Source organism: Arthrobacter sp. AG367 (assembly GCF_007828995.1).
In the GTDB taxonomy this organism is placed as follows: Bacteria; Actinomycetota; Actinomycetes; order Actinomycetales; family Micrococcaceae; genus Arthrobacter.
Genome location: NZ_VIVE01000003.1, coordinates 267,370 through 293,935, shown reverse-complemented (window position 1 = coordinate 293,935; position 26,566 = coordinate 267,370). Strand labels below are relative to the sequence as shown.

Annotated in this window: 18 protein-coding genes and 1 tRNA gene; 15 read left to right on the top strand and 4 right to left on the bottom strand. The window is 67.2% G+C overall.

Going from position 1 to position 26,566, the window contains the following annotated elements:
* Positions 1 to 28 precede the first annotated feature (28 nt).
* Positions 29 to 904 carry a 16S rRNA (cytidine(1402)-2'-O)-methyltransferase gene (gene rsmI / locus FB478_RS11035; RefSeq protein WP_056393510.1) on the top strand — a complete coding sequence of 292 codons (876 nt, stop codon included), beginning with the start codon at positions 29 to 31 and terminating at the stop codon, positions 902 to 904.
* Between the two features lie 181 nt (positions 905 to 1,085).
* Complete coding sequence (locus FB478_RS11030; protein ID WP_056393611.1) at positions 1,086 to 2,585, top strand: NAD-dependent succinate-semialdehyde dehydrogenase; 1,500 nt, start codon at positions 1,086 to 1,088, stop codon at positions 2,583 to 2,585.
* A gap of 60 nt (positions 2,586 to 2,645) precedes the next feature.
* On the opposite strand, the gene FB478_RS11025 is transcribed toward FB478_RS11030, so the two are convergent.
* From FB478_RS11025 to FB478_RS11015, 3 genes are read right to left on the bottom strand one after another with little or no spacing between them, the layout of a single operon-like run.
* Positions 2,646 to 5,174, bottom strand: coding sequence for a DUF3488 and transglutaminase-like domain-containing protein (locus tag FB478_RS11025; RefSeq protein WP_056393513.1), 2,529 nt, complete (start codon positions 5,172 to 5,174; stop codon positions 2,646 to 2,648).
* The gene (locus FB478_RS11020; protein ID WP_056393514.1) at positions 5,171 to 6,682 is read right to left on the bottom strand and encodes a DUF58 domain-containing protein; all 1,512 of its coding nucleotides are present in this window, start codon (positions 6,680 to 6,682) and stop codon (positions 5,171 to 5,173) included. The genes FB478_RS11025 and FB478_RS11020 overlap by 4 nt, the downstream gene beginning before the upstream one ends.
* A 9-nt stretch (positions 6,683 to 6,691) precedes the next feature.
* A complete protein-coding gene (locus FB478_RS11015) occupies positions 6,692 to 7,792 on the bottom strand; it encodes a MoxR family ATPase (protein WP_018770139.1) in 1,101 nt (366 codons plus the stop codon).
* Positions 7,793 to 7,956: 164 nt separating this feature from the next.
* On the opposite strand from FB478_RS11015, the gene FB478_RS11010 reads away from it, so the two are divergent.
* From FB478_RS11010 to FB478_RS10990, 5 genes are all read left to right on the top strand, one after another.
* The gene (locus tag FB478_RS11010) at positions 7,957 to 8,862 is read left to right on the top strand and encodes a TatD family hydrolase (protein WP_144600457.1); all 906 of its coding nucleotides are present in this window, start codon (positions 7,957 to 7,959) and stop codon (positions 8,860 to 8,862) included.
* Between the two features lie 257 nt (positions 8,863 to 9,119).
* Positions 9,120 to 10,313, top strand: a complete 1,194-nt coding sequence (locus tag FB478_RS11005; RefSeq protein WP_186447783.1) for a resuscitation-promoting factor — start codon at positions 9,120 to 9,122, stop codon at positions 10,311 to 10,313.
* Positions 10,314 to 10,426: 113 nt separating this feature from the next.
* Complete coding sequence (gene rsmA / locus FB478_RS11000; RefSeq protein ID WP_144600456.1) at positions 10,427 to 11,299, top strand: 16S rRNA (adenine(1518)-N(6)/adenine(1519)-N(6))-dimethyltransferase RsmA; 873 nt, start codon at positions 10,427 to 10,429, stop codon at positions 11,297 to 11,299.
* Complete coding sequence (locus FB478_RS10995) at positions 11,296 to 12,273, top strand: 4-(cytidine 5'-diphospho)-2-C-methyl-D-erythritol kinase (RefSeq protein ID WP_056393518.1); 978 nt, start codon at positions 11,296 to 11,298, stop codon at positions 12,271 to 12,273. The genes rsmA and FB478_RS10995 overlap by 4 nt, the downstream gene beginning before the upstream one ends.
* 37 nt (positions 12,274 to 12,310) lie before the next feature.
* A complete protein-coding gene (locus FB478_RS10990) occupies positions 12,311 to 14,134 on the top strand; it encodes an ABC-F family ATP-binding cassette domain-containing protein (RefSeq protein WP_018770134.1) in 1,824 nt (607 codons plus the stop codon).
* Between the two features lie 108 nt (positions 14,135 to 14,242).
* On the opposite strand, the gene FB478_RS10985 is transcribed toward FB478_RS10990, so the two are convergent.
* The gene (locus FB478_RS10985) at positions 14,243 to 14,869 is read right to left on the bottom strand and encodes a TetR/AcrR family transcriptional regulator (protein ID WP_018770133.1); all 627 of its coding nucleotides are present in this window, start codon (positions 14,867 to 14,869) and stop codon (positions 14,243 to 14,245) included.
* Positions 14,870 to 15,001: 132 nt separating this feature from the next.
* Here FB478_RS10985 and FB478_RS10980 point away from each other — a divergent pair.
* From FB478_RS10980 to FB478_RS10945, 8 genes are all read left to right on the top strand, one after another.
* Positions 15,002 to 15,073: transfer RNA gene (locus FB478_RS10980), tRNA-Gln, on the top strand.
* 104 nt (positions 15,074 to 15,177) lie between these two features.
* Complete coding sequence (gene glmU / locus FB478_RS10975; RefSeq protein ID WP_142067958.1) at positions 15,178 to 16,656, top strand: bifunctional UDP-N-acetylglucosamine diphosphorylase/glucosamine-1-phosphate N-acetyltransferase GlmU; 1,479 nt, start codon at positions 15,178 to 15,180, stop codon at positions 16,654 to 16,656.
* A 2-nt stretch (positions 16,657 to 16,658) separates the two neighbouring features.
* Entirely contained in the window at positions 16,659 to 17,639 is a 981-nt protein-coding gene (locus tag FB478_RS10970) for a ribose-phosphate diphosphokinase (protein WP_018770131.1), read from the top strand.
* A gap of 225 nt (positions 17,640 to 17,864) precedes the next feature.
* The gene (locus FB478_RS10965; RefSeq protein ID WP_018770130.1) at positions 17,865 to 18,479 is read left to right on the top strand and encodes a 50S ribosomal protein L25/general stress protein Ctc; all 615 of its coding nucleotides are present in this window, start codon (positions 17,865 to 17,867) and stop codon (positions 18,477 to 18,479) included.
* 108 nt (positions 18,480 to 18,587) lie between these two features.
* The gene (pth, locus tag FB478_RS10960; protein ID WP_018770129.1) at positions 18,588 to 19,193 is read left to right on the top strand and encodes an aminoacyl-tRNA hydrolase; all 606 of its coding nucleotides are present in this window, start codon (positions 18,588 to 18,590) and stop codon (positions 19,191 to 19,193) included.
* Positions 19,194 to 19,401: 208 nt separating this feature from the next.
* Positions 19,402 to 22,038: a LuxR family transcriptional regulator gene (locus tag FB478_RS10955; protein WP_082581843.1), complete on the top strand. Its 2,637-nt coding sequence runs from the start codon at positions 19,402 to 19,404 to the stop codon at positions 22,036 to 22,038.
* A gap of 70 nt (positions 22,039 to 22,108) precedes the next feature.
* Positions 22,109 to 24,682, top strand: a complete 2,574-nt coding sequence (locus tag FB478_RS10950; protein ID WP_235509879.1) for a helix-turn-helix transcriptional regulator — start codon at positions 22,109 to 22,111, stop codon at positions 24,680 to 24,682.
* A gap of 542 nt (positions 24,683 to 25,224) precedes the next feature.
* The gene (locus tag FB478_RS10945; protein WP_144600454.1) at positions 25,225 to 26,550 is read left to right on the top strand and encodes a SufS family cysteine desulfurase; all 1,326 of its coding nucleotides are present in this window, start codon (positions 25,225 to 25,227) and stop codon (positions 26,548 to 26,550) included.
* Positions 26,551 to 26,566: the final 16 nt, after the last annotated feature.

The window sequence follows — 26,566 nt, the reverse complement described above, 5'->3', positions numbered from 1 at the left end:
GGAGACCCGGCGGCAGTAGGCTTGGTGGGTGGACCCGAACCCCAGCCCCCTTTCTGAACCCGGCCCTGCGACCGCGGGACGGATCGTCCTTGCCGCCACTCCCATCGGGAACACCGGAGACGCCTCGGCCCGCCTCGTGGAACTGCTGGGCACTGCAGACATTGTGGCCGCTGAGGACACGCGGCGCCTCCACCGTCTGGTCCAAAGCCTGGGCATTGACGTGGCGGGCCGCGTCATCAGCTACCACGAGCACAATGAGGCCACCAGGACCGCTGAGCTCCTTGACCACGTGCGCTCCGGCAGCACGCTCCTGATGGTCACTGACGCCGGGATGCCGTCGGTATCCGACCCCGGCTTCCGGCTGGTGGAAGGCGCCATTGCGGCGGGACTTCCCGTCACCGCGGTTCCCGGACCGTCCGCGGTCCTCACGGCCCTTGCGTTGTCGGGCCTGCCCACGGACCGGTTCTGTTTTGAGGGATTCCTTCCCCGCAAGGCCGGCGAACGGGCCTCCCGCCTGGCGGACCTTGCCGGGGAGCGGCGCACCATGGTGTTCTTCGAGGCGCCGCACCGGCTCGAAGCCATGCTGCGTGCGCTGCGCGAGAGGTTCGGGCCGGACCGGCCCATCGCAGTCTGCCGGGAACTGACGAAAACGTACGAGGAAGTCATCCGCGGCACTGTTGGCGAACTGCTCCAGTGGGCCGAGGACACGGAGGTCCGCGGCGAGATCGCCGTGGTGCTCGGCGGGGCTCCTGAGCAGGCGGCCGGCACCCCGGAGGACCATGTGGCTGCCGTCAATGAGCTGGTGTCCCAGGGCATCCGGCTCAAGGAGGCCGTCGCCGCCGTCGCCGAAGACGTCCGGGTCAGCAAGAGGGAGCTCTACTCGGCCGTCCTGGCGGCCCGCTAGCCGGGCCACGGTCCGCTTTCGGCGCCTGTGCAGGTGCACAGCGAAGCCGCGATTCCGCAGTGCGCATCGGCGTAGACCATAGCCATGCCCCGCAGTAGTCTGGCTGTTAATCAGCCCCATGATCCCGGTCACTCCGGCCGCGGCGATGGGCTGCCACAACCCTACTGACGAGGGAGTCATCGTGACTGTCACTGCACAGCCGGCCGTTTCCGCCGAGCGCGAAACCCGGCTTTTGGCCTCCGTTCCCACCGGGCTGCTCATCAATGGTGAGTGGCGCGACGCCGCCTCAGGCAAGACGTTCGACGTCGAGGATCCCGCCACCGGGAAGGTGCTGCTGAGCATTGCCGACGCCGGACCCGAGGATGGTGCGGCAGCCCTCGATGCTGCCGCGGCTGCCCAGGAATCCTGGGCAAAGGTGCCGCCGCGCGAACGCGGGGAGATCCTGCGCCGGGCCTTCGACCTGGTCACCGAACGTGCAGAAGACTTCGCCCTCCTGATGACCCTGGAAATGGGCAAGCCGCTGGCCGAGGCCCGCGGCGAAGTAACCTATGGCGCCGAGTTCCTGCGCTGGTTTTCCGAGGAAGCAGTCCGGGCTTTCGGCCGGTACTCGGTCTCGCCGGACGGCAAGTCCCGCCTCCTGGTCACCAAGAAGCCGGTGGGCCCCTGCCTGCTGATCACCCCGTGGAACTTCCCGCTGGCCATGGCCACCCGCAAGATCGCCCCGGCCGTCGCCGCCGGCTGCACCATGGTATTGAAGTCGGCCAACCTGACGCCCCTGACCTCCCAGCTGTTCGCTGCCGTGATGCAGGAGGCCGGGCTGCCTGCCGGTGTCCTGAACGTCATCCCCACCTCAACGGCCGGTGCCACCACCGGGCCGCTGATCAAGGATTCGCGCCTGCGCAAGCTGTCGTTCACCGGTTCCACCGAGGTGGGACGCCGGCTGCTGGCCGATGCGTCCGAAACCGTGCTGCGGACCTCCATGGAACTGGGCGGCAACGCCCCGTTCCTGGTCTTTGAGGACGCTGACCTGGACGCGGCCGTTACCGGCGCCATGCTGGCCAAGCTGCGGAACATGGGCGAGGCGTGCACCGCAGCCAACCGCTTCATCGTGCACGAGTCCGTAGCCGGGGAGTTCGCGGAGAAGTTCGCCGCGAAGATGAAGGACATGACCACCGCCCGCGGCACCGAGCCCGAGTCCAAGGTGGGGCCGCTGATCGACGCCAAGAGCCGGGACAAAGTCCACGAACTGGTCTCCGACGCCGTCGCCTCCGGCGCGAAGGCCGTCCTGGGCGGCGCACCGGTAGAGGGACCGGGCTACTTCTACCAGCCCACCATCCTCTCCGGCGTCACCGAAGGCACCCGGATCCTCTCCGAGGAAATCTTTGGCCCCGTCGCTCCGATCATCACCTTCTCCACCGAGGACGAAGCCGTCCGCCTGGCCAACGACACCGAATATGGGCTGGTGGCCTACGTCTTCACCAAGGATCTCAACCGCGGCATCCGGATGGGCGAGAAACTCGAAACCGGCATGCTCGGCCTGAACGCCGGCGTCATCTCCAACGCCGCGGCGCCCTTCGGCGGCGTGAAGCAGTCGGGCCTGGGACGCGAAGGCGGCCTCGAAGGCATCGAGGAATACCTTTACACCCAGTACATCGGCATCGCCGACCCCTACGCCGGCTAGTTCCGGAAGTTTCGCAGCGTACAAGTGCCGGCCGGGGTTTCCCCGGCCGGCACCTGCCGTTCAGCCCTGCCCGGCCCCGCGGCCGCCGTCGGCCGCCCCCGCCTTGGAACGCCGTCCTGCCGACGGATGCCCGGGCGCCCCGGGGCGTAGGCGCGCTGCAGCGTGAAGTGCTGTGCGGATGATCCTGCCGGCCGCAATGAACGGCATCCTGAGCAGCTGGCCCAGCCGGCGGGTGACCGACGGCGGAAGCCATGCCGCCGTCAAACGCCTGGGCAGGGTGGCGTTTGCCCGAAGGGACGCTTCCACGGCCGCAACCCCGGCTGCAATGTCGCCTTCGGTCGGGTCGGGGCCGGAGCCTGGGGAACCAGTGCCGCCCGGGCGGCCGTACCGGTAATGTTCGAACGCCGAGGTAAAGCACGACACTGCCCCGTGCGCCTCCTGGTCCATGCCTCCGGGCTCACCCAGCAGTTCAGCCCGGAACCGGGATGAATATGCCCTGGGCGTCTCGCTGTCCGCGGGGGGCAGGCCGTAGTCGGCGCCAAGATCCTTGATCTCATTCCATGCCGACGGTACGGCCAGGTCCGGTCGCCTTGGACGCAGCCGCCGTGACCTGATACCCCTCCGAACCAGGTGGGGGGCGGCCACCAGGAGAAGCAAGCCCACCAATGCGGCTGCACCAAGGAACCAGGGGGTCAATTGCGCGGAGTCGCCTGTGCTGCTGCCGGCGCCGGGGACGGCCTGGGCAGTGGTGCTGGGGGATGGGGCGGGAACCGGGGCCGTGTCGGGGATGAGGCCGTCGTTGTTGCCCAGGGAATCCGCGACCGAAGGCGCTGAGGCCTCGGTTGCGTAGTCCGGGACCACCCCCCGCGACGGCGTCGGCTCGAACGGTACCCAGCCCAGGCCCTGGAAGTACAATTCCGGCCAGGCGTGGGCGTCGCGCGCATCTGCCTCATACTCCGGGAGGGCGCCTTGGCCGGACACGGAGACCGTCGCCCCGGTCAGCCTGCCGGGGGCATAGCCCACGGCGATCCTGCTGGGGATTCCGTCCAGGCGGGCCATCACCGCCATCGCCGATGCGTAATGGATGCAGTAACCGCTCTTCTGCTGCAGGAAGTCAGCAAGGACGGAAAGGCCGTTACCGTCATAGCCGCCCTGCACCGGGGACTGCAGTGAATATGTGAACTCGGACGAGCGCAGGTACTTCTGGATGGCCAGGGCCTTCTGGTACGGCGTCCCCGCACCCCCGGCAACGGTCTGTGCCGTGGTTTTGACGATGTCCGGGACGTTGCCCGGGATGCGGGTGAAAATGTCGGGGATGCCCCGTGCGGGCCCTGAGGACTGGGCCAGGAGCGCCGCTGAAAGCTTGGGCACCGCGGAGGTCACCACGTACTCCTGCCGCCGGGTGGTGGTGTCAGTGCCCTTGATGCTCAGCGTGGCCGGATCCCAGGTCCACTGTCCGCCCAGTCCGCGGACGGTCTCGGGCGCATAGGGCGCCGGCAGGTAGGGACTGGTGAAGGACCCGGTGTCGATGGCTGTCACCAGCCGCACCTGCTCATCGGTCAGGACCGGATACCCGGGGTCGATCCGGCCGTCAAGGGGCACCCTGGAGGCGGTGCGGTCGTCCGGTCCCCACGAATCGCCGTCGAAATTGTCCACGGTGACCGATCGCAGGTAGAGGGGGTTGGGTGACGTGGTGGCGTAGGTGATCCTGCCGCTTCCGTCCGGTGTGCGAAGGCTGTTGCCCAGGGTGATCATCGGATTCAGGCCTGTGGCGGCACCCCACGGATTGAGCCGTGAACCCTGCGGGAACGTGCCTGTGTCGAAGCCGGGAATCGCCAGGGGCAGCACCAGGGTGGCTGCCAGCGCCACGGAGCCCGTCAGCACGGCCCTGCGCACCAGGCCCGGGCTTCGGGCCGAGCCGCCCTGCAACCTCCCGTCCGGGGCAAACCATTGGCTGCAGGCGAGGATCAGCAGGTAGCCCGCTACGGTGGCAACGAAACTCCATACCCCCACGCTCTGCGGTTTGATCATGGCCGGAACCACCAGCAGCGCAAGCAGGCCTGTGCCGGAGGCGGCCGGCATCCCGAGCGGAACCGCGAGTGCATCGACCAGGATGACCGCCAGGCCAAGCACGGCACAGACCACCATGACGATCCCGGCGTTGGGCGCCACGGGTGCAGTCTCTGCCAGGACAGTCTCGCTGGCCCGCCGGATCAGCCGGTCCAGGTCCGGGAGCGTGGCACCTGTGGGGACAACCCACAGGAAACTGGAGCCGCGGAAGAACGTCAACGTCAGGACGGCGCCCAGTGCCACGAATCCGCCTGCGGTGACCAGCAGGGGCTGGGCCCGGACGGAACGCAGCGCGGCAAGCGTGAATGCCACCACCAGCACGGTGGTCATCACCGGCCAGTACCAGTTCCAGCCCCGCAGGACACCGTTCAAGGACAGGGCAGCGCCGCAGACGGCCACGGTGATGGATCCCCCCATGGCCCACGGGTAGGCGCCGGCGCGCAGGCGTCCCGCAGGCATTTCATGCTGTGCCTGTGCCTCGTGGCCCGCACCCGTTGGCCGGGCCGGCGCCATGGTCATGTGGCCACCCCCGCTCCCCGCCGGACCTCTGCCGCCGTAACCACCGGCAGGGCCGGGTCCTGGTCGAACTGGCGCCACGCGGCGGCAAGCTGCGTCGCGGGCGCCACGGCCACCGCCCGCCAGCCGCCCTGCCGCAGCACTTCCAGGACATCCTGGGACTCCATGGGACGTTCCACGGCCAGGATGGCGAACGCGTTGGTGCCGTACGAAGCGGCAGGGGCCAGTGCTGCGGCTTCCTCCCTGGTGATGCGACCCAGGACAGCGATCAGTGGCCCGCGCATCCGATGGGCGGACAGCTTGTCCATCAAGTGGTCGTCAAAGGCCGGCAGTCCCTGCTCCGGGCTTCCCTGTGTCCGCACTTTCGGGGCACCGGGGCGCGGCGCGTTCCTGGCCATGACACCCAGCTGCATGACACCCCGCTGCGCATCGTCCCGGCGAGTGCTGTCCCGGTGAGTGCTTTCCCGGCGGGGGTGGGGCGCCCCGGACAGGTGGATGGCGGCAAGGCTTTCGGCAATGGACTGCAGGCCGGATGATCCGCTGAATTCTTCCACCGCCGGTTCCGGGGACGAGGGGGAGTGGAGGAACGCCGGTTCCCCGCCCGTGTCCAGCGCCCGAAGGCTGTAGTTGCGCTCGGCAAGGTGTGCGCTGACGGACATGGTGGCAACAACAGCCCACTCGAAGGTGTCGCTGGTGGCCGGCGCATGCCCCTCCGGCACGGGCAGGCCCGGCATCGACGTGCCGGAGCCCCCGCCGAACGCACTGGCCCGATGGTCCAGGATGATGGTGGCTTCCGGCGTGGTCACGGACTCCTCCTGCCTGACCATCAAGGACCCATGCCGTGCCGTGGCAGGCCAATGGACCCGTCGCATCGGGTCACCGTGGCGGTATTCCCGGGTCATGATGTCGTCGTCGCTCGGGTTTGCCCGGACACGGGTGGCGGTGACGCCGTCGTTCCCCCGCGCTCCCGCCAGCCCGGCGGCAGGCAGGACGACGGCTGCCGGCGTCACGGTGAGGATGTCGCCGTCGTCAATCGCCTGCCGGTGCAGGGAGAGGCCGAAAGGGTCGGTGAACTCGGCCGTGACCGGGCCGATCCTGAACTGCCCCCGGTACCTGGACGTGAGGTGGTATTCGTAGCGGCTTGTGCCGCCGGTGGCCGAACGGGACGGGAACCGGAAGGACGGCGCGTGGCCGAAGTGCGCCGGCAGCCGCTCCTCCATGGCAACCCGTCCGCTGCCCGGGCCCGTCCTGGCCACGGCAAGGTGGACCGTCGCCGGGGCGGAGGTTTCCACAGGGGAGGGATTGAATTCGCGGTAGACGCGGAAGCGCGGCTTGACCAGCCTGACGCCGGCAAGGGAGACGAGCGGCAGGACCAGCAGCAAGATGGCAAGTGTCAGGAGGTCCCGGCGCCCCATGACCTGGGCCGCGGCCAGCGTGAAGGCCCCGGCTGCGAGCATGCCCCAGCCGCGCCTGGTGAACAGGTGCCGCGGAAGCTTATCCAGCAGGGCCATGGTCCGTGCCTAGCGGTTCCTGCTGCCGGCGGCGGCCGCGGCCCGGTTGGGCTGCCCCGGCTGGGCCTGTGGCACGGGCAGCCTGGACAGGATGCCCCGCAGGACGCTGTGGGGTGTCTCGCCTGCGCCCGCCGCCTTCCGGTCCAGGATGATGCGGTGCGCCAGGACGGCCTCGGCCACGTCCCGCACGTCGTCCGGCAGGACGAAGTCGCGGCCCTCCAGGGCGGCTGTGGCCTTGGCGGCACGCAGCAGCTGCAGCATGGAACGGGGACTGGCGCCGAGCCGCAGCAGCGGGCTTTCCCTGGTGGCCCTGCCCACTGCCACCGTATATTCCTTCACGGCGTCTGAGACATAGACCTGCTGGACAGTGGCGGTCATGGCCGCGACGTCGGACGCGGTGACCACGGGGGAGACATTGGCCAGCGGCGAGACCGCCTGGTGGGTTTCGAGCATCTCGATCTCTGCGGCCTTGTCCGGGTAGCCCATGGAAATCCGGGCCATGAACCGGTCCCGCTGGGCCTCCGGCAGCGGATAGGTGCCTTCCATTTCAATGGGGTTCTGGGTTGCGACCACCATGAACGGCTCATCGAGCTTGTAGGACGTGCCGTCCACGGTGACCTGATGCTCCTCCATGCACTCCAGCAGGGCGGACTGCGTCTTGGCGGATGCGCGGTTGATTTCATCACCGATGACGATGTTGGCGAAGACCGCACCCGGCCGGAACTCGAACAGCCTTGAGGCCTGGTTGTAGATGGACACCCCGGTGACATCCGAGGGCAGCAGGTCCGGGGTGAACTGGATGCGGTTGACCGTGCAGTCGATGGTCCGGGCGAGGGTCTTTGCGAGCAGGGTTTTCCCGACGCCGGGCACGTCCTCGAGCAGCAGGTGGCCTTGTGCGAGGAGTACGGTGAGCGCCAGCTTAGCGGCATCGGACTTGCCGTCGATGACGGTATTGACCGTGGTGAGGATGCGCTGCGCCGCGGCGTGGAAGGACACCGGGTCCATGGCCGCAGGCCGGTGCCCGTTCAGGTGGCTGACGGAATCAGCGACGCCGGCCAGGTTAAGGTTCGGTGCGCTTCCATTGTTGGCAGTGCGTCGGTGGGGTTCCATCGGCAACCTTTCAGCCCGGGTTTCACCTGGACGGGACAGCAAGCCTGCCTTCGCCCCTTGGTGGGCGTGCGCGTGTGTTCGTTCCAGACTACTAACACAACTGCCGTGCCTGACAGAGAGTTCCGGCAAATATGGGGGTACCTTTCGGCCGATAGTCTGGGTGGATGTGCAATTCGTCAATTCCCGCCGCTTACCGGGTACCTGCAGACGAGGAGACTCCGGACCAGGCCGCCGGCCGCCGGAAGGATTTTCCGCCCGCGCCGGAGCCCCTGCCGGTACCAGTCATGGACAACCACACCCACCTGGACTTCCCGGGCGGAAAGGGGCCGGTGGGGATCAAGGCTGCGCTGGATGCAGCGGCGGCCGTGGGAGTCCAGGGCGCCGTGCAGGTGGGCTGCGACCTCGAATCCTCACGGTTCACGGTGGAGGCGGTGGACCGGGACGAACGGCTCCTGGGCGCCGTGGCCCTGCACCCCAATGACGCGCCGCATTATGCTGCCCGCGGTGAACTGGAAGCGGCCCTTGCCGAAATCGAACGCCTGGCGGGGCATCCCCGGATCCGGGCCATCGGCGAAACCGGACTGGACTTCTACCGCACCGAGGGAGAGGGGCTGCGGCACCAGGAGTACTCGTTCCGGCGGCATATCGACATTGCCAAACGCCTGGACCTCACCCTCCAGATCCATGACCGGGACGCGCACAGCGACGTGGTGCGCGTCCTTCAGGAAGAGGGCGCGCCGGACAGGGTGGTGTTCCATTGCTTCTCCGGTGGCGAGGACCTGGCCAAAACCTGTAACGACCAGGGCTGGTGGATGTCCTTTGCCGGCACGCTGACGTTCAGGAACGCCACGAATCTGCGCGCCGCGCTCGCCGTCGCGGACCGGCAGCTCATCATGGTGGAAACGGACGCTCCATTCCTGACCCCGCACCCGCACAGGGGGCGTCCCAACGCGAGCTACACGGTCCCGTACACCGTGCGGGCCATGGCAGAATTGACAGGCTCCGACCTGGCCGGCCTGTGCAGCGCAATCAGCGAAAATACCGTACGGGCATACGGATCCTGGGCCTGACACTCCTTCCCCTGCGGGCTGCTAAATGCATATCTGGTATGCAAAAATGTTGGCCACTTTATAACGCTACGGTTACAGTGGGAAACTATTAGCCGGGGTCGGGGAAGGCCAACGGGTAATTTCACTTCATTCGCAGCCGGCCCGGCTTGTCCAGTATCCGGCCATGCCGCTGCGCGGAGTGTGGCGGCGCACCGGTGCCCGGACTGTCCTTTTCAAGGTTGCTCCGGGCATTTTATTGCGCGTTTCCCCGTGCCCGGATGGACCGAGAGTTACGGGCAATCGTGATCAAGTTCTTCACATCGGACGGCAAGTTCAGCTATATCAAAGTTGGCGCCCAGCTGCTGGTGCTTTGCGGCCTGGTCGCAGGCCTCGTAGCCTTCGTGGGCAATAACAAAACAGTCACGCTCAACGTGGACGGCAAAGCGTCGTCCGTGCAGTCCTTTGGCGGAACAGTGGAACAGGTGGTCAAGAGTGCCAACCTGGAACTGAAGCCCGGCGACCGCGTGTCGCCTTCCCTCGACGCGACGGTCCAGAACGGCACCGTCATCAACATCAACCAGGCCAAGGAAGTCAAAGTCAGCCTTGACGGGGCTGAAAAGACGGTGAACACCACCGCCCAGGACGTCGAAGACCTGGTGACAGAACTCGGCGTCGCCAGTGCCTCGTCCGTTTCAGCGCCCAAGGATGCCACCCTTTCGCTGGCAGGTTCCTACGTCTCGATCTCCACGCCCAAGACCGTCAGCATTGTGGCTGACGGCAAAGTGAACACCGCCACCACCACGGCCCCCACCGTTGGCAAGGTGCTGGAGGATTCCGGCGTGACCCTCGCCGCCAACGACCGCACCTCGCAGCCGGCCAACGCCAACGTGGTGAACAACATGGTCATCAAGGTGTCCCGGGTGGACACCAGCCAGACCACGGTCACCAGTGAAGACGTGCCCTTCGAGACCGTTACCGCCGAAAGCGCAGACATGCTCAAGGGTGAAAAGGAAGTGACCCAGGCGGGCGCCGCCGGAAAGCTGGAACGCACTTTCAAGCTGGTACTCGTGGACGGACGGGAAGCGTCCCGCACGCTGGTGTCCGAGAAGGTGGCCGTGCAGCCGGTCACCGAGAAAGTCACCGTTGGCACCAAGGCCAAGCCTGCACCCCAGGCCGCACCGGCGGCCGCTGCCGGCGCCAACACCGGCGCAGCTGCACCGGCCATGATGAACGAGGCCATGTGGGACAAGATTGCCCAGTGCGAATCCAGTGGAAACTGGAGCATCAACAGCGGCAACGGCTACTACGGCGGCCTCCAGTTCGACATCCGCACCTGGATCGGAGCCGGCGGCGGCGCCTACGCCCCTAACGCCAGCCTCGCCACCAAGGCGCAGCAGATCGACATCGCCAACCGCGTCTACGCGCAGCGCGGCCTGTCGCCCTGGGGCTGCGGCTGGGCAGCAACCAGCTGATCTACCGGACATAAGCGCAGAGTCAATGGCCGTGGCCGGGCCCGGGGTACCCGGGCCCGGCCACGGCCGTTAACCCGGCAGGGCGGACGTGCCGCGCGGGATAGGATACCTAGGTGACTGAACCGATCCCCGCCGTGCCCGCACCGTTGTTCGGTGCCTCCGACATACGCCGGCTGGCAGAGGAAATCGGGATCAGGCCCACCAAGACCCTGGGGCAGAACTTTGTCATCGATGGCAACACCATCCGGCGCATTGTCGCCGCGGCGGGCGTGGGACCGGATGAAACGGTGCTTGAGGTGGGCCCGGGGCTGGGGTCCCTCACGCTGGGCCTGCTCGACGCCGCGGCGGCAGTTGTCGCCGTCGAAATTGATCCTGTCCTTGCCGCGAAGCTGCCCGAAACCGTGCAGGAATGGCGGCCGGCCGCCGCCAACTCCTTCCACCTGGTGCATGCCGATGCGATGAAGGTCACCGAGCTGCCTGTCGAGCCGACAGCACTGGTGGCCAACCTGCCCTACAACGTGGCGGTTCCGGTGGTGCTGCACCTCCTGCAGTATTTCCCAAGCCTGCGGCACGGCCTGGTGATGGTGCAGGACGAGGTGGCTGACCGGCTGGCAGCCGGCCCGGGATCCAAGACCTACGGGGTGCCGTCCGTTAAGGCCGCCTGGTACAGCCAGATGCGCAAGGCCGGCGTGATCGGCATGAACGTTTTCTGGCCGGCACCGAAGATCCATTCCGGGCTGGTGGCCTTTACCCGCCGCGAACCGCCCGCCACCACCGCCACCCGCGAGCAGGTGTTTGCCGTGGTGGATGCCGCGTTCGCGCAGCGCCGCAAGACGCTCCGGGCCGCCCTGGCGGGCTGGGCCGGGGGAGCCCCGGAGGCCGAGCGCTGCCTGCTCGCAGCCGGCGTCGACCCCACCGCACGCGGCGAGGTCATCGACATCGCCGCGTTCGCCAGGATCGCCGAAGCCCGGGAAAAACGGCCGTGAGCGCGGGACTGGACAAGGCAGGCAGGGGGCGGTTCGCCGCCAGGACGGTCCGCGTCAAGGCGCCCGGTAAAGTCAATGTTTCCCTGGCCGTCGGTCCGCTCCGGCCGGACGGCTACCATTCCGTGGCCAGCGTCTACCTCGCGGTGTCCCTCTACGAGGAAGTGGCGGCGACCAGCACCGCCGAGCCCGGGATTACCATCAGCCTCAGCCCCGAAAGCACCCTGGACCTCGACGCGGTCGATATTCCCCTGGACAGCAACAACCTTGCCCATAAGGCGGCTGCCATCATGGCTGACGTCTCCGAACACGCCACGGGGGTGCACCTGGAGATCACCAAGCGGGTCCCGGTGGCCGGCGGGATGGGCGGCGGATCCGCCGATGCCGCCGCCACGCTCCTGGCCTGTGACGCACTCTGGAACAGCGGGCTGTCACGGGAGGAACTGGCGCACCTGGCGTCCGAACTCGGCGCCGACGTCCCCTTCTCGCTCCTGGGCGGGACCGCCGTCGGCCTTGGCCTGGGCGATGAACTCTCTCCGGCGCTGGCCAAGGCGCAGACCCACTGGGTGCTGGTGGTGGCCGACTACGGCCTGTCCACCCCCGAGGTGTACCGGACGCTGGACCGGCTGCGTGAGGCCGAAGGGGTGGAGGCCAGTGAGCCCACCGGAGTGGATCCACAAATCCTGACGGCGCTGCGGGGCGGGGATGCCGAATCCTTGAGCCGGGTGCTGGTCAACGATCTGCAACGGGCTTCCATTGAGTTGTCGCCGGCGCTGCGCGATACGCTGGGAATCGGCGAATCCCATGGGGCCATTGCCGGAATCGTTTCGGGTTCCGGCCCCACCGTGGCTTTGCTGGCTGATGATTCCGTTGCTGCGGAGGCGCTGGCGGAGGACCTGCGGCGCTACGGCCTGACAGCCCTTCCCGTCCACGGCCCGGTCCCCGGCGCGCGCATCATCTCCGACATCCTCCTTTAATTAAGACTTCCAGTCCGGCAGCAGAAAGCAGTTCCCTTTGGCACACCTTCTTGGCGGCGAGAACCTCACGGTTTCCTACGCAACCCGCACCGTCCTGGACGGCATCACCCTGGGACTGGAGGAGGGGGACCGGATCGGCATGGTGGGCCGCAACGGTGATGGCAAGTCCACGCTCATGCGTCTGCTGGCGCTGCGCTCCACCCCGGACTCCGGCCGCGTCACCAAACGCGGCGACGTCAATGTGGGGTACCTGGACCAGAGCGACGTGCTCGACGGCGACCTGACGGTGGGTGCCGCCATCGTGGGTGACCAGGCCGACTACGAATGGGCCCGCAACCCGCAGATCCGCGAGATCATGGGCGGCCTGGTGTCCGACGTCGACTGGCATGCCAACGTCCACGCCCTCTCCGGCGGCCAGAAACGGCGGGTGGCCCTCGCCAAACTGCTCATCGAGGACCACGACGTCATCATGCTGGATGAGCCCACCAACCACCTCGACGTCGAGGGCGTGGCCTGGCTTTCCCGGCACCTGAAGACACGCTGGCGGCCCAACCAGGGCGCCTTCCTGGTGGTGACCCACGACCGCTGGTTCCTGGACGAAGTCTGCACCAAGACCTGGGAGGTGCACGACGGGATCGTGGACCCCTTCGAAGGCGGCTACGCGGCCTACGTCCTGGCCCGCGCGGAGCGCGACCGCATGGCGTCCGTGGTGGAGGGCAAACGCCAGCAGCTGGTCAAGAAAGAGCTCGCCTGGCTGCGCCGGGGCGCCCCGGCCCGCACCGCCAAGCCCAAGTTCCGGATCGAGGCCGCCAACGCGCTCATCGAGGACGTTCCCGCGCCGCGCGACTCCATGGCGTTGAGCAAGATGGCCACGGCGCGCCAGGGCAAGGACGTGCTGGACCTGGAGAACGTGTCCCTCAACTTCCAGGGCGCCGACGACGGCCGGAAGCTTTTCGACAACATCACCCTTCGCCTGGCTCCGGGGGAGCGCCTGGGCCTGGTGGGCGTCAACGGTGCCGGAAAAACCACCCTCCTGAAGCTGCTCAACGGCGAGATCACACCCGATGCGGGCAAGCTGAAGCGGGGCAAAACGGTGGTCACCGCCGTTCTCACCCAGGAGGTCAAGGAGCTCGACGACGTCTCGGACCTGCGCGTGATCGAGGTCATCGAGCGGGAGAAGCGTTCCTTCAACGTCGGCGGCAAGGAATTCAGCGCAGGGCAGCTCGTGGAGCAGCTCGGCTTCACCAACGAGAAGCAGTGGACACCGGTCAGGGACCTGTCCGGCGGTGAGCGGCGCCGCCTGCAGCTGCTCCGGCTGCTGGTGGGTGAACCCAACGTGCTGATGCTCGATGAGCCCACCAACGACCTTGACACCGACACCCTCGCCGCCGTCGAGGACGTCCTTGACGGCTGGCCCGGCACGCTGGTGGTGGTCAGCCACGACCGCTACCTGCTCGAACGCGTCACCGACCACCAGATGGCGCTGCTGGGCGACGGCAAGCTCCGCGGCCTCCCCGGCGGCGTGGACCAGTACCTCGAGTTGCGCGAAGCCGCCCTCGCCGGTTCCACCGTCACCGGCGGTGGAAACCCGGTCACCAGCGCGGGCCAGGCGCCGGCCACCGGGACCGGCCCGTCCGAGGCAGAGAAGCGCGACGCCCGCAAGGCCCTCAACAGGATCGAGCGGCAGATCAAGAAGCTGGACCAGCAGGAAAAGAAGCTTCACGACGACATGGTCAAAAGCACGGAGAAGTCCGATTTCGACGCCCTGGCCGAACAGAACAAGCAGCTCAAGGACCTGGCCGACGAAAAAGACGCCCTGGAAATGGAGTGGCTCGAGGCCTCGGAACTTCTGGGCGACTGACCCTCACAAGCGGGGAGGGGGGTTATCCGGCAGCATGCGTCAGAGGCGAGGAACGAGCCAGCATGCAGAGGATGACCCCCTTCGCCGCGGACGCAACCACGGCGAGGCCTAGAGTTCAGACTGCAGTTCCGGCTCCTTTTTGAGGCCGGTCAGGCCGTTCCAGGCCAGGTTGACCAGGTGCGCGGCGACCGTGTGCTTGTCCGGCTGGCGGCTGTCCTGCCACCACTGGCCGGTCATGGCCACCATGCCCACAAGCATCTGGGCGTACATGGCACCGTCCTCGCCGCTGAAGCCGCGGCGGGAGAATTCGTCGGAGAGGATGTGTTCCACGCGCGCGGTCACGTGCGAGAGGAGGGTGGAGAAGGCGCCCTCCGGCTGGGACGGGGGAGCATCGCGCATGAGGATCCTGAACCCTTCGGTGCGTTCCTCGATGTAGGTGAGCAGTGCCAGCGCGGCGCGTTCGACGAGGACGCGGGGTTTGGCTTCCTCGGTGAGGGCCGCGTTGATCGAGTCCAGGAGAATGTGGAATTCACCGTCCACCACCTCGGTGTACAGGCCTTCCTTGGACCCGAAGTGTTCGTAGATGACCGGCTTGGACACTCCTGCGCAGGCGGCGATTTCCTCGATGGTGGTCCCGTCCAGGCCGCGGACGGCGAAAAGGCCGCGCCCGACGTCGATCAGCTGGCTCCGGCGCTGCAGGCCAGTCATCCGCGTCCGCGGAAGGTTGTTGCTCACCTTCCCATCATGCCTCACCGCCGGGGACGGGATTCCGCGGGACCGGCAGGACCCAACGCCCCGTGTCGCGCGGTGGCCTGAACCCATGGCAAAATAGGGACTTGTGCCCGGGCCTCGAGTCTTTCGGCACGGTCCGCTCTGGTGTAACGGCAGCACCCCGGCCTTTGGAGCCGTGGAGTATAGGTTCGAATCCTATGGGCGGAACTGCTGCGCAAGGAGCGATCATGAGGATGGCACCCGGTGCCCGGCGGGCTGGCCCGCCGGCTGCCGCAAAGCGCAAGCACAACCAAGCAAGGAGAACCCGTTACGTGATCCCCGAGAATACCGGCCCGGCCGCTGTAATCGTCCTGGCAGCAGGCGCCGGTACCCGGATGAAGTCGCGTACACCGAAGATCCTCCACGAGATCGGCGGCCTGTCCATGGTGGGCCACGCCCTCCGCGCCGCCCGCAGCATCAACCCGCAACGGCTCGCCATTGTGGTGCGCCACGAACGGGACCTGGTGGAGGGACACGTCGCAGCACTGGATCCGCAGGCCGTCATCGTGGACCAGGACGACATCCCCGGCACCGGCCGCGCCGTGGAGGCCGCGCTGCAGGCGCTGGACGCCGAACAGGAACTGTCAGGCACCGTCGTGGTCACCTACGGTGACGTGCCCCTCCTGTCCGGGGAACTGCTCACCGAACTCGTCGCCACCCACGAACGCGACGGCAACGCCGTCACCGTCCTCACGGCAGTCCTTGACGACGCCACCGGCTACGGCCGCATCCTCCGCGGCGAAGACGGCTCCGTTACCGGCATCCGCGAACACAAGGACGCCACCGAGGCAGAGCGGCTGATCCGGGAGGTCAACTCCGGGATCTACGCCTTTGACGCCGCGGTGCTCCGCGGGGCACTGGGGAAGGTCACCACTGACAACGTGCAGGGGGAGAAATACCTCACCGACGTACTGGGGCTGGCCCGCGAATCAGGCGGCCGGGTCGCGGCCGTCGTGACTGCGGACCGGTGGCAGGTGGAGGGCGCCAACGACCGCGTCCAGCTTGCCGCGCTCGGCGCCGAGCTGAACCGGCGCACGGTGGAAGCCTGGATGCGGGCCGGCGTCACCGTCGTCGACCCGGCCACCACCTGGATCGATTCCTCCGTCACCCTGGACGAGGATGTCCGCCTCCTGCCCAACACCCAGCTGCACGGCGCCACCTCCGTGGCGCGGGACGCCGTCGTCGGCCCTGACACCACCCTGACCGACGTCACCGTCGGCGAGGGCGCCACGGTGATCCGCACCCACGGTTCCGGCTCCGTGATCGGCCCGCGCGCCGCCGTCGGCCCCTTCACGTACCTTCGCCCCGGCACCGTGCTTGGTGAAAAGGGCAAGATCGGTGCCTTCTACGAAACCAAGAACGTCACCATCGGCCGCGGCTCCAAGCTGTCCCACCTGGGCTATGCAGGCGACGCCGAAATCGGCGAGGACACCAACATCGGCTGTGGAAACATCACGGCCAATTACGACGGCGAGAAGAAGCACCGCACGGTCATCGGCTCGGGCGTCCGTACAGGCTCCAACACCGTCTTTGTTGCCCCGGTCACCGTGGGGGACGGCGCCTACAGCGGCGCCGGCGCGGTGATCCGCAAGGACGTGCCGGCGGGCGCGCTGGCGCTCAGCGTTGCCGCCCAGCGCAACGCCGAAGGCTGGGTCCCCGCGCACCGCCCGGGAACCCGCTCCGCTGAACTGGCCCAGGCGGCCATCAATGACTCCTCAAGTACCCCGGCATCTACAGAAGAGGGCAAGTAACCATGAGTGAAATTACGGCGCACGGCGAGAAGAAGCTGGTGCTCGCCACTGGGCGGGCCCATCCGGAGCTTGCCCGGGAGATCGCCAAGGAACTCGGCACTGACCTCCTTCCCGTTGATGCCTACGATTTCGCCAACGGCGAGATCTATGTCCGGGCCGGCGAGAGCGTACGCGGCACCGACGCGTTCGTGATCCAGGCGCACCCCGCACCGCTGAACAACCACCTCATGGAACAGCTGATCATGATCGATTCGCTGAAGCGGGCCTCCGCCAAGCGGATCACCGTGGTTTCGCCGTTCTACCCCTATGCCCGGCAGGACAAGAAGGGCCGTGGCCGCGAGCCCATCTCCGCCCGCCTCGTTGCCGACCTCTACAAGACCGCCGGCGCGGACCGCATCATGAGCGTGGACCTGCACACTTCCCAGATCCAGGGCTTCTTCGACGGGCCGGTTGACCACCTGATGGCCATTCCGCTCCTGGCCGACTACATCCGCACCCGTGTCGCTGCCGACAACATCACCGTTGTCTCCCCGGACACCGGACGGGTCCGGGTCGCGGAACAGTGGGCTGAGCGCCTGGGTGGCGCGCCCCTGGCCTTTGTCCACAAGAGCCGTGACCTCACCGTCCCCAACCAGGCTGTCTCCAAGACCGTGGTGGGCCAGATCGAGGGACGCACCTGCGTCCTGATCGACGACATGATCGACACCGGCGGAACCATCTCCGGCGCCGTCACGGTCCTGAAGAACGCCGGCGCCAAGGATGTCATCATCGCCGCCACGCACGCCGTCTTCTCGGATCCGGCCGCACGCCGTCTCTCCGAGTCCGGCGCACGCGAAGTGGTGGTCACCAACACCCTCCCGCTGACGTCCTCCCAGCGCTTCCCGCAGCTGACAGTGCTCTCCATCGCACCGCTGATCGCCAGGGCCATCCGCGAAGTGTTCGACGACGGCTCGGTCACCAGCCTCTTCGACGGCAAGGCATAGCCCCGCACCAGGCCGGGGACGTTTTCAGGGAACGGCCCCGGCGCTGGTAAGCTGGTCAGCGATACCTTGGCGAGGGAGGGCATAGCCTCCGTTATCGACTGGGTCTGATCAGTCCTTCGGTTGAAGGACTGCCTTCTTGAAGGGCCGCCCTCCGGCGCCCGGCGTTGAAGGTCACACCAGACCTCCGCCCTTGCTGAACACCGTTTAGTCTTCAAGGAGATATCCATGTCTGAGCAGAAGCTCGCAGCAGAACTGCGCACCGAATTCGGCAAGGGCTACGCCCGCCGCGCCCGGATGAACAACCTGATCCCCGCCGTCATCTACGGCCACGGCGCAGAGCCCATCCACGTCACCCTGCCGGCAAAGGCCACCACCCTGGCCGTCCGCACCGCCAACGCCCTGCTGTCCCTGGACATCAACGGCGAGGGCCACCTGGCCCTGGTCAAGGACGTCCAGCGCGATCCCGTAAAGCAGATCATCGAGCACATCGACCTCCTGACCGTCCGCCAGGGCGAGAAGGTCACGGTTGACGTTCCGGTCCACGTTGAAGGCGAAACCGCTCCCGGCACCGTCCACAACCTGGAACTGACGGTTGTGTCCCTCGAGGCCGAGGCAACCCACCTGCCCGAGTCCGTCGTCGTCAGCATCGAAGGCCGCGCCGCCGGCGAGCACATCCACGCTTCCGACCTGGTCCTGCCCAAGGGTTCCGCCCTGCTGACCGACCCCGAAGCCCTCGTGGTGAACATCTCCGAAGCCATCGAAATCGCCGAGGAAGCAGAAACCGAAGCTGCCGGCGAAGCAGCAGAAGCTCCCGCAGCAGAAGAAGCCGCAGCAGAGTAATTTCACCGCAATTCATGACAGTGGCCGGACCCCCACGGGCCCGGCCACTGTCATGTCCGCACACCGCCGTTCCATTTCCGCGTAGCCGCCCCCAATAGGATTGACTCCATGACAGATACCTGGCTGATCGTTGGCCTCGGCAACCCAGGCGCCCAGTACCAAGGCAACAGGCACAACGTAGGCCAGATGGTGCTCGATGAACTGGCCGGCCGCATCGGCGCCGGATTCAAGACCCACAAAGCCCGCGCGCAGGTCCTTGAAGGCCGGTTGGGGATCGGCGGCCCGCGCGTGGTCCTTGCGAAGCCGATGAGCTACATGAATGTCTCAGGCGGCCCGGTCTCCGCCCTGGCCAATTTCTACGGGATCCCCGCAGACCACGTGGTGGCTGTCCATGACGAGATCGATATTCCGTTCAACACCGTCAAGCTCAAGCTCGGCGGCGGCGAGGGCGGCCATAACGGGTTGCGGGACATCTCCAAGGCCCTGGGTACCAAGGACTACCTCAGGGTCCGCGTGGGGGTGGGAAGGCCGCCTGGCAGGATGGACACAGCCGATTACGTGCTGCGTGATTTCGGCACCGCGGAACACAAGGAACTGCCCTTCCTGCTGGACGATGCCGCCGACGCCGTGGAGTCCCTGTTGCGCGATGGATTGACGGCTGCCCAGCAGAGGTTCCACCCGGCCAAATCGGGATCACAACAGCTGGAATCGTAAAAGTTCCTTTTGACCCTGTTTCCTTGTCTGTGGCAGGGGGTACTCTTCTTCCTATGCGGGGGAGCAATGGGGCTACATCCCGCTATTGCAGGATGTAGGGGAAAAGTTCATGTCAATCGAGCCACTCAGCTGGGGACGTGGGTCAACACCTCAGGGTGACAGGCTGCCCACACCACCCTCCGCGGCGCCGGAGGGCCAGCAATGGTCCATGCCTGCACGAAGCGCCAACCTGGATGCTGTCCGCACCGCACTGACCAGCGAAAACTCCCTGGGCGTTGTCATCACCGGAGCCAGGGGCGTGGGCAAGTCCTCCCTGGCGCGCGCTGCCGTTGCGGACCTGGGTCCCGATGTCTGGTCGCTGCAACTCCGGAGCGGCCCCTCCGGTCCCAGCACCCCGTACGGCTGCCTCTCCTTCCTGCTGGCCCGGCTCCCGCAGGCCTACATGGGCTCGCCCACCGCCATCCTCCGTGGCATAACCTCCCTGATCCGCAGCGACGCCGCCGGCAGGCCCTGCGTCATCACTTTGGACACGTCGGCCTGCATCGACGACATGAGTGCGGGGGTGCTGTTGAATGTCCTGCTGACCGGCACGGCAAAGATCATCGCTGTGGCCCCCAATGCCAGCGACCTGCCGGCAGACTTCCACTGGCTGCTGACGGAGCGGAAGCTCACGGAAGTGCGGCTCAACAACCTCAACGAACTCCAAACCCGGCAGGTGCTCCTTTCCCTGCTGGGCCACCGCGTCGCCTCTTCCCTGGTGACCACCTACCACCAGATGGTGGGTGGAAATCCCTTGCTGCTCAAAGCGCTTGTCACCGAACAGCAGCTCTCCGGAAACCTGGTCCTGTCCGATTCGGTCTGGACGCTGCGGGACAAAGTGGTGCTCGACGGCGCCGCCAGCCTTGACGACATCGTCCGGTCCCGCTGGTCACGGGAGACACCCGAAACCCGGGACGTCATCGAAATGCTTTCCTGTGCCCGGCGGGTGGAACTGGCCGCCCTTACCGCCATCTATGGCGCGGACGTGGTTGCGGACATGGAAGACGGCGGCCTGCTGGAGATCGACGACTCCGAGCACCGCTGGGTGTCGCTGCGGGAGAAGTACATCGGTGACGTAGTCCGGACCTGGCTGAGCATTTCCCGCCGGCGGGAGCTGCGCAGCGTCCTGCTGGGCGGCCAGGAGCCGGACCCGGCAGCCATGACGGTGGAAGAATTGATGTCTTTCGCCGCGTGGACCCATGAGTGCGAGGCCGAGCTGAGCCCGCAGTTGGCACTCGCGGCCGCCCAGGCCGCAGTCCAGCTCTTCGACCCCCGTTTTGCCCTGACGTACGCGGAGATGGTGCAGAGGACCGACGCCGGGTGGGCATCGGCGCAGCGGCAAAAGGCTGCGGCGTACCTGCAGCTGGACATGCCGGTCCAGGCGCTTTCCGCCCTGGATGGCATCTCCCAGCCTGAACTCGAGGCTTTGGATCCCCTGGAGTACGCCGAAGTCGTGGCCGCCAAAGCGCGGGTCATGCTCTGCATTCCGGAGCGTGCGGGCAAAGTCCGGGAACTGCTCGCCGCGGCGCGGGAACGGCTCGGGAAAGCGGACAACAACTCCTCCTGGCCGGCAGCGGCAGCGGTGGCGGCAAACCGTATCTCGTTGAGTGAATTCGAATACCAGGCCCATGCCGGCGATTACGCCGCCATGATCCCGGCGCTCGAGCGGGCTGCCGATCCCGCAGGCAATCCGGACACCGGGTTCCGGCTCCAGTGCGCGATCATCCTGATGGGCGCGCTGGCCATGACCGGGCGCGAGATGGACGCGCTGGGCCTCATGCGAAAGCTCGGCGGCCAGCTCACGGACGCCTCGCACGTCGTGGGCCTGCGCGAGCGCTACGCCAGGGAGGCCTACTTCGTCGCACTGATGGCTGGCCAGTGGCGCCGCTGCATCGACCTCCTCAGCCCATTCAGCACGGGCCAGCCCCACCGGCTTCCATACCGCAGCGCCGCCACCGAACTCGCAGCCGGCGTGGCCTTTGTCTTTTCCGGGCGCGGCGAGACCGCCCTGGAGCCTTTGATCTCAGCCGCCGCCCAGCTGGAGTTGCAGCCTGTCCAGGCCGCACTGCGTACCGCCTACGCAGCCACGGCTTTGGCGTACGCCCAGACCGGCAACGCCGCGTTCGCCCGCAAGTACCTGACCAAACTGCAAAGGGCGCCGGGCAAGGCAGGATTTGCCACGGAGAGCATTATCGATTTTTGTTCGCTCGTGGCGGGGCGCTGGCTGGGCGACTCCGAGGCAGTGGCAGCGCTGAAACAAGGGGCCCGCCGGAACCTGGAGGCGGGCAGGCACACAGTGGCCGGCATCTACCTGCTGGCAGCAACGGTGAACGGCAGCGACGCCGACTTCCGCCTCCTGGAGGAGATCGCAGGCCGCCGGCAGGGACCGCTGGCCGATGTCTCGCGGCTGATCGCAGTCGGCAGCAGGACAAAGGATGCCAAAACCCTCCTTGCCGGCGGTGAAATTGCAGCCACGCTCGAACTCGATGCGGTCGAGGCCAGGTGCATGGCGCTGGCAGTGGACTTTGCCCGGCAGGACGGGGATGCCCTTTCGGCGAGGACTGCGCAGGCCCGGCTGGACATCCTGGCTGCCACCGTGGCCAACCTTCCCATTGTTCCCAGCAGCGGAAGCCCGCTGCTGACCAGCCGGGAACGGCAGATTGCCCGCATGGCCGGCCGCGGCGTCTCGAACCGTGACATCGCCATGGAGATGGGTGTTTCCGTGCGCACCGTGGAAGGCCACCTGTACCAGGTCTTCACCAAGCTTGGCGTAACTTCAAGGGGTGATCTGACTGGACTCGTCTAATGGCCACAAGCCGGCGACTGCACACCGGCTCCTGACCGGCCGCCGCGAGCCGGTGGACCGCATCTGCACCATGGTCCGGAACGGAACCCACCGGGCCGTCTTCATCATGGCCGGCCCGGGCATCGGAAAGTCGGCCGTCACTGACGCCGTGACCGAGCGCCTGGCCGGAAACATGAAAATCCTGCGCATCCACGCCAGTTCGGCCCTGGCCGGAGTGCCATTCGGAGTCCTGACACCCTATACGGGGGAACTCAGCGCCGAGGAGTCCGTCTCGCCGGTCGCGGTGCTGCGTTCCATGTGGTCCTACTTTGAGAAGCTCAAGGCCGGCAGCGGGGGAGCGGTCCTGCTGGCGGTGGACGATGCCCACCACCTCGATGATGCTTCCGCGGGGGTGCTGGCCGAGGTGATTTCAGCCGGATGGGCAACGGTGCTTGCTGCCGCCCGGCCACGTCCGGGTCTCCCACAGCCGCTCGACCAGCTCTGGTACGACGGCCTGGCCGAACGCGTGGACCTCCGGCCCCTCAACCGTGAACAGATTGAAGAAGTCCTGGACCACGTCCTCGACGGGACCGTGCCGGCTGCAACGGTGGACTCCATCTGGAACGCATCAAGCGGCAATCCCCGGATCCTCGACGCCCTGCTGCACGACTCCGCCGAGGCCGGCGTCCTCGCCAAGCGCAACGGAATTTGGATGCTGCTGGGCCCGCTGCCCGCGGATGGGGACCGCCTCGCAGGCGTGGTGGCCAAAGACCATCTCCGGCGCCGGACCGAAGAGCAGGAAGCACTGAAGCTCATTGCCCTTGCCGGGCCGGTGGGCAGGAAGGTCATCGAAGACATCAGCGGGGCAGCCGTGGTCCGGTCCCTGCTGGACCAGCAGATCATCGTCGAAGCCCCCGGCATCCCGGCGGAGCTTTCCATCTGGAACGGACTCTTCGCCGGCGCCATCCGGAACACCGTGTCGGTCTCCCGCAGCCTCCAGCTGCTGGAGAAGGTCAGGGCCCACCAGGACCCCACCCAATTGCGCGGGGAGGGCCGGTTGCGGGCAGTGGAGTGGGCCCTGGAGTGCGGCGTCAGGGTCAGCGACGACGAGATGCTGGCCGCGGCCAAGGAAGCCTTGCTGCGGTTCCGCAACGACAGTGCACGGTCCATTGCGTCCCGTATCCACGACCCCGCCATGGTCCCGCTGGCCCAGGCCATCCAGGCGCGGGCCCTGTATAACGAGGGCGCCTATACCGGGGCCGCGGCACTCCTTGACGAGTGCTGGCTCCGGCTGGCCGATGATCCCCAGGGACCGGCCGTCCTGCTGCTCCGGGTTTCGGCCCACCTGGCCATCGGCCATCCCCTGGGGATGATCGCGGACGACGTCGAAAAGAACGTCCCGCTCTCCAGCGACGGCGAAAGGAGCTGGCAGGAAGGGCTCCTGCACCTGCTCCACCTCGGTGCCGAGGTGAACTTCCCGGCGCTGAACGACGAAGTGGACACGATGCGGAAGCGCCCCCCGGCAGAAGCCGGAGAACCGCTCCGCGCCTTGGCTGAGGGCCTTCTCTCCCACGCCCTCGGCTCGGCGGGACGCCCCGTGCAGGGGCTGGAGGCCGCACTGCTGGCAGCCTCGGAACTTCCCCCGCTCGAAGGCAGCCTGTTCTTCTTCCCTGAGTTCGTGCTGGGAAGGCTCGTCTCCGACTACCTGGCCATGGGTGAATGGGAGCCGGCGGAGCGCGAGATCGACCATTATGCGGCCGGACACACGCTTGGCGCGGCCACCTTCAACGGAAGCCTCCAGCTGCTGCGGGGGTATTCGCTGCTGCGGCAGGGGAGGATGGAACGCGCTTATCAGGTCCTGCTGCCCGCTGTTGAGGCGCTGAGGCTCAACGACCCGCTGCAGCTGTACCGGTTCGGCACGGCCCTCGGCTTCTACGCCGCGGCCCGGCTGGGCGACACGGAACAGGCACAGCGCCTTGAACAGGATCACAAGGACGCCGACGCCGGCTGGCCGGCGCATGATCTTTTGGCAGAGGCCTACATGGCCGCTGCCGCCGAATACCTGGCCCGCGACGGCAAGGGATTGGCCGCACTGCAGACGCTGATGACCACCACCCAGGCCTCTGCACGGAAGGGAAACCTGCTCCAGGTCCTGGCCATGTGCTGGGACCTGGGCGACCCCTCGGTGGTGCCCATGGTGCAGGCGGCGGCCCGGGACGTGGAAGGCCGGTGGGCAGAAGCTCTTCTGACGCTGGCCACCGCCTGGGAAAATGCCGACGGCGACACCCTCATGGCAACAGCTGCCTCGCTGGAGGAGGCAGGCTTTGTCAACCTGGCCCGCGAAGCCTATGCCCGTGCCAGCACGGTGCTGGAGCAGGCCGGTGAACGCCGGCGCTCACGCCAGGCCGTGGCCCAGCGCGAAAAGTGCGACCACGAACTGGGCGAGCGGTTCCGTGAAGGACGCTTCATCGCCGCGGCGCCCACCGTTCGCCTCACCAGGCGCGAACAGGACATCGTGGAGCTGGCCGTGCAGGGCCTGACCGACCGCGAGATCGCACAGCGGCTCATGGTCTCCGTCCGGACCGTGGAGGGCCACCTCTACCGCACCTACGTCAAGCTCGGCGTCCGCAGCCGCGATGAGCTGGAAGCGGCCCTGCCAAAGTAGGCCTGGCCTCCCAAACCGGCCCTGCCGTGCCTCCGTGCTGCCAGTCGGGCATCGGAATCCCTGCTGACCGCCCGACGTCGAAATCCCTGCCCCCGGCCACCCGCTGCCCACGGTGTTTCCACCCGGGAAGCACCGCCGGGCCGCCGTCGTACCCAAGCCCGCCAACCATCCCGCCCGGAGGGTGCGCAGGAGCGCCAACCCGGTAGTGCACCCGCCTGGATTCGAGTACACCCTACTCGTGTACGTAAGGGCCCCACGGGATTTACTTAAGGAGGCAAAGCAAAGCGGCACGCCGGAAGCCGCAGAGCAGCCAATCAGGACAGTGAGGCCCTCTCAACTTCCGGTCCCCAGGGACCGGGTCAAGACGGGGCCGGCGACGTCAGAGTCTTCTGAGACCGAGACTCTCCCCCCAGCCGTCGCCGGCCCTTTACTCCCTCGGCCGAAGCCCGGGGCAGCGGTGGCGGCCGCCCCTTCCGGGCGGCCGCCACAGCCGTGTGTGGGACAATTGGGTTGTCAGACATGGGCAGCCCAAGGAGTTCGTTTTGGCCGTAGTATCAACGCCAGCCACACTGGAACGTGCCGTACCTGTCATGGACAACGCCGAGGTGCTGCGCATCCGCAATGACTTCCCGGTCCTCAATCAACTGGTGAACGGACAGCCGCTGGTCTACCTCGACTCCGGGGCGACATCCCAGAACCCCGTGAGCGTCATCGAAGCCGAGCAGGAATTCTATGAGCAGCGCAACGCTGCCGTGCACCGGGGCGCCCACCATCTTGCGGTTGAGGCCACCGAAGTCTTCGAGGACGCCCGCCAAACCATCGCCGACTTCATCGGTGCGGACTACGAGGAAACCATCTGGACCTCGAACGCGACGGAGGGACTGAACCTCCTCTCCTATGCGCTGTCCAATGCCGGACTGTGGGCTGCCCAGGGCCGCGGCGACCAGCGGCTCGGGGAGCTGTCCCTGGGGCCCGGGGATGACATCGTGGTGACCGAGATGGAACACCATGCCAACCTGATTCCATGGCAGGAGCTGGCATTCCGCACAGGAGCCACCCTCCGGTACATCCCCATCGGAGATGACGGCAGCCTTCGCATGGACCAGGCCGCCGGGATTATCGGCCCGCGTACCAAAGTCCTGGCCTTCACCCACGCTTCCAACGTCCTGGGAATCATCAACCCGGTAGCGGAACTGGCGGCCCTCGGGCATGCGGCCGGCGCCTTGGTTGTCCTGGACGCCTGCCAGTCGGCTCCCCACCTGCCCTTGAACGTCAAGGAACTCGGCGTGGACTTCGCGGTTTTCTCCGGCCACAAGATGCTCGCCCCCACGGGGATTGGCGTGCTGTACGGGCGGCAGGAGCTGCTGGACATCCTCCCGCCGTTCCTGACCGGCGGGTCAATGATCACTACCGTCACCATGGAGCGGGCCGAGTACCTCCCGGCGCCCCAGCGCTTCGAAGCGGGCACCCAGCGCATCTCCCAGGCGGTAGCCATGGCGGCCGCAGCGAACTACCTGACGGAAACCGGGCTGGCCCGGATCCATGCGTGGGAGGCCGCACTGGGCCAGCGCATGGTGGCGGGGCTGGAATCCATTCCCGGCGTCCGGGTCCTGGGCCCGGCAGCCGGAAAGGAACGGATCGGCCTTGCCGCATTCGACGTCGAAGGCGTCCACGCCCATGACGTGGGACAGTTCCTGGACTCCCGGGGAATCGCCGTCCGCGTGGGACACCACTGCGCCCAGCCGCTGCACCGCAGGCTTGGACTGACCGCCACGACCCGGGCCAGCGCCTACCTCTACAACACCACGGACGACGTGGACCGCTTCCTTGAAGCCGTTGCCGGCGTCCGGGCCTACTTCCGCGCATAGCGGAGAAGACGAAAGG

Bases quoted from the DNA above. Each gene is read 5' to 3' on its own strand.
- FB478_RS11005 (WP_186447783.1), top strand. From the start codon at position 9,120: ATGGACCGAGAGTTACGGGCAATCGTGATCAAGTTCTTCACATCGGAC.
- FB478_RS10970 (WP_018770131.1), top strand. From the start codon at position 16,659: ATGAGTGAAATTACGGCGCACGGCGAGAAGAAGCTGGTGCTCGCCACT.
- FB478_RS11015 (WP_018770139.1), bottom strand. From the start codon at position 7,792: ATGGAACCCCACCGACGCACTGCCAACAATGGAAGCGCACCGAACCTT.
- FB478_RS10965 (WP_018770130.1), top strand. From the start codon at position 17,865: ATGTCTGAGCAGAAGCTCGCAGCAGAACTGCGCACCGAATTCGGCAAG.
- pth (WP_018770129.1), top strand. From the start codon at position 18,588: ATGACAGATACCTGGCTGATCGTTGGCCTCGGCAACCCAGGCGCCCAG.
- FB478_RS10950 (WP_235509879.1), top strand. From the start codon at position 22,109: ATGGTCCGGAACGGAACCCACCGGGCCGTCTTCATCATGGCCGGCCCG.
- FB478_RS11020 (WP_056393514.1), bottom strand. From the start codon at position 6,682: ATGGCCCTGCTGGATAAGCTTCCGCGGCACCTGTTCACCAGGCGCGGC.
- FB478_RS10955 (WP_082581843.1), top strand. From the start codon at position 19,402: ATGCCTGCACGAAGCGCCAACCTGGATGCTGTCCGCACCGCACTGACC.
- FB478_RS11025 (WP_056393513.1), bottom strand. From the start codon at position 5,174: ATGACCATGGCGCCGGCCCGGCCAACGGGTGCGGGCCACGAGGCACAG.
- FB478_RS11010 (WP_144600457.1), top strand. From the start codon at position 7,957: ATGTGCAATTCGTCAATTCCCGCCGCTTACCGGGTACCTGCAGACGAG.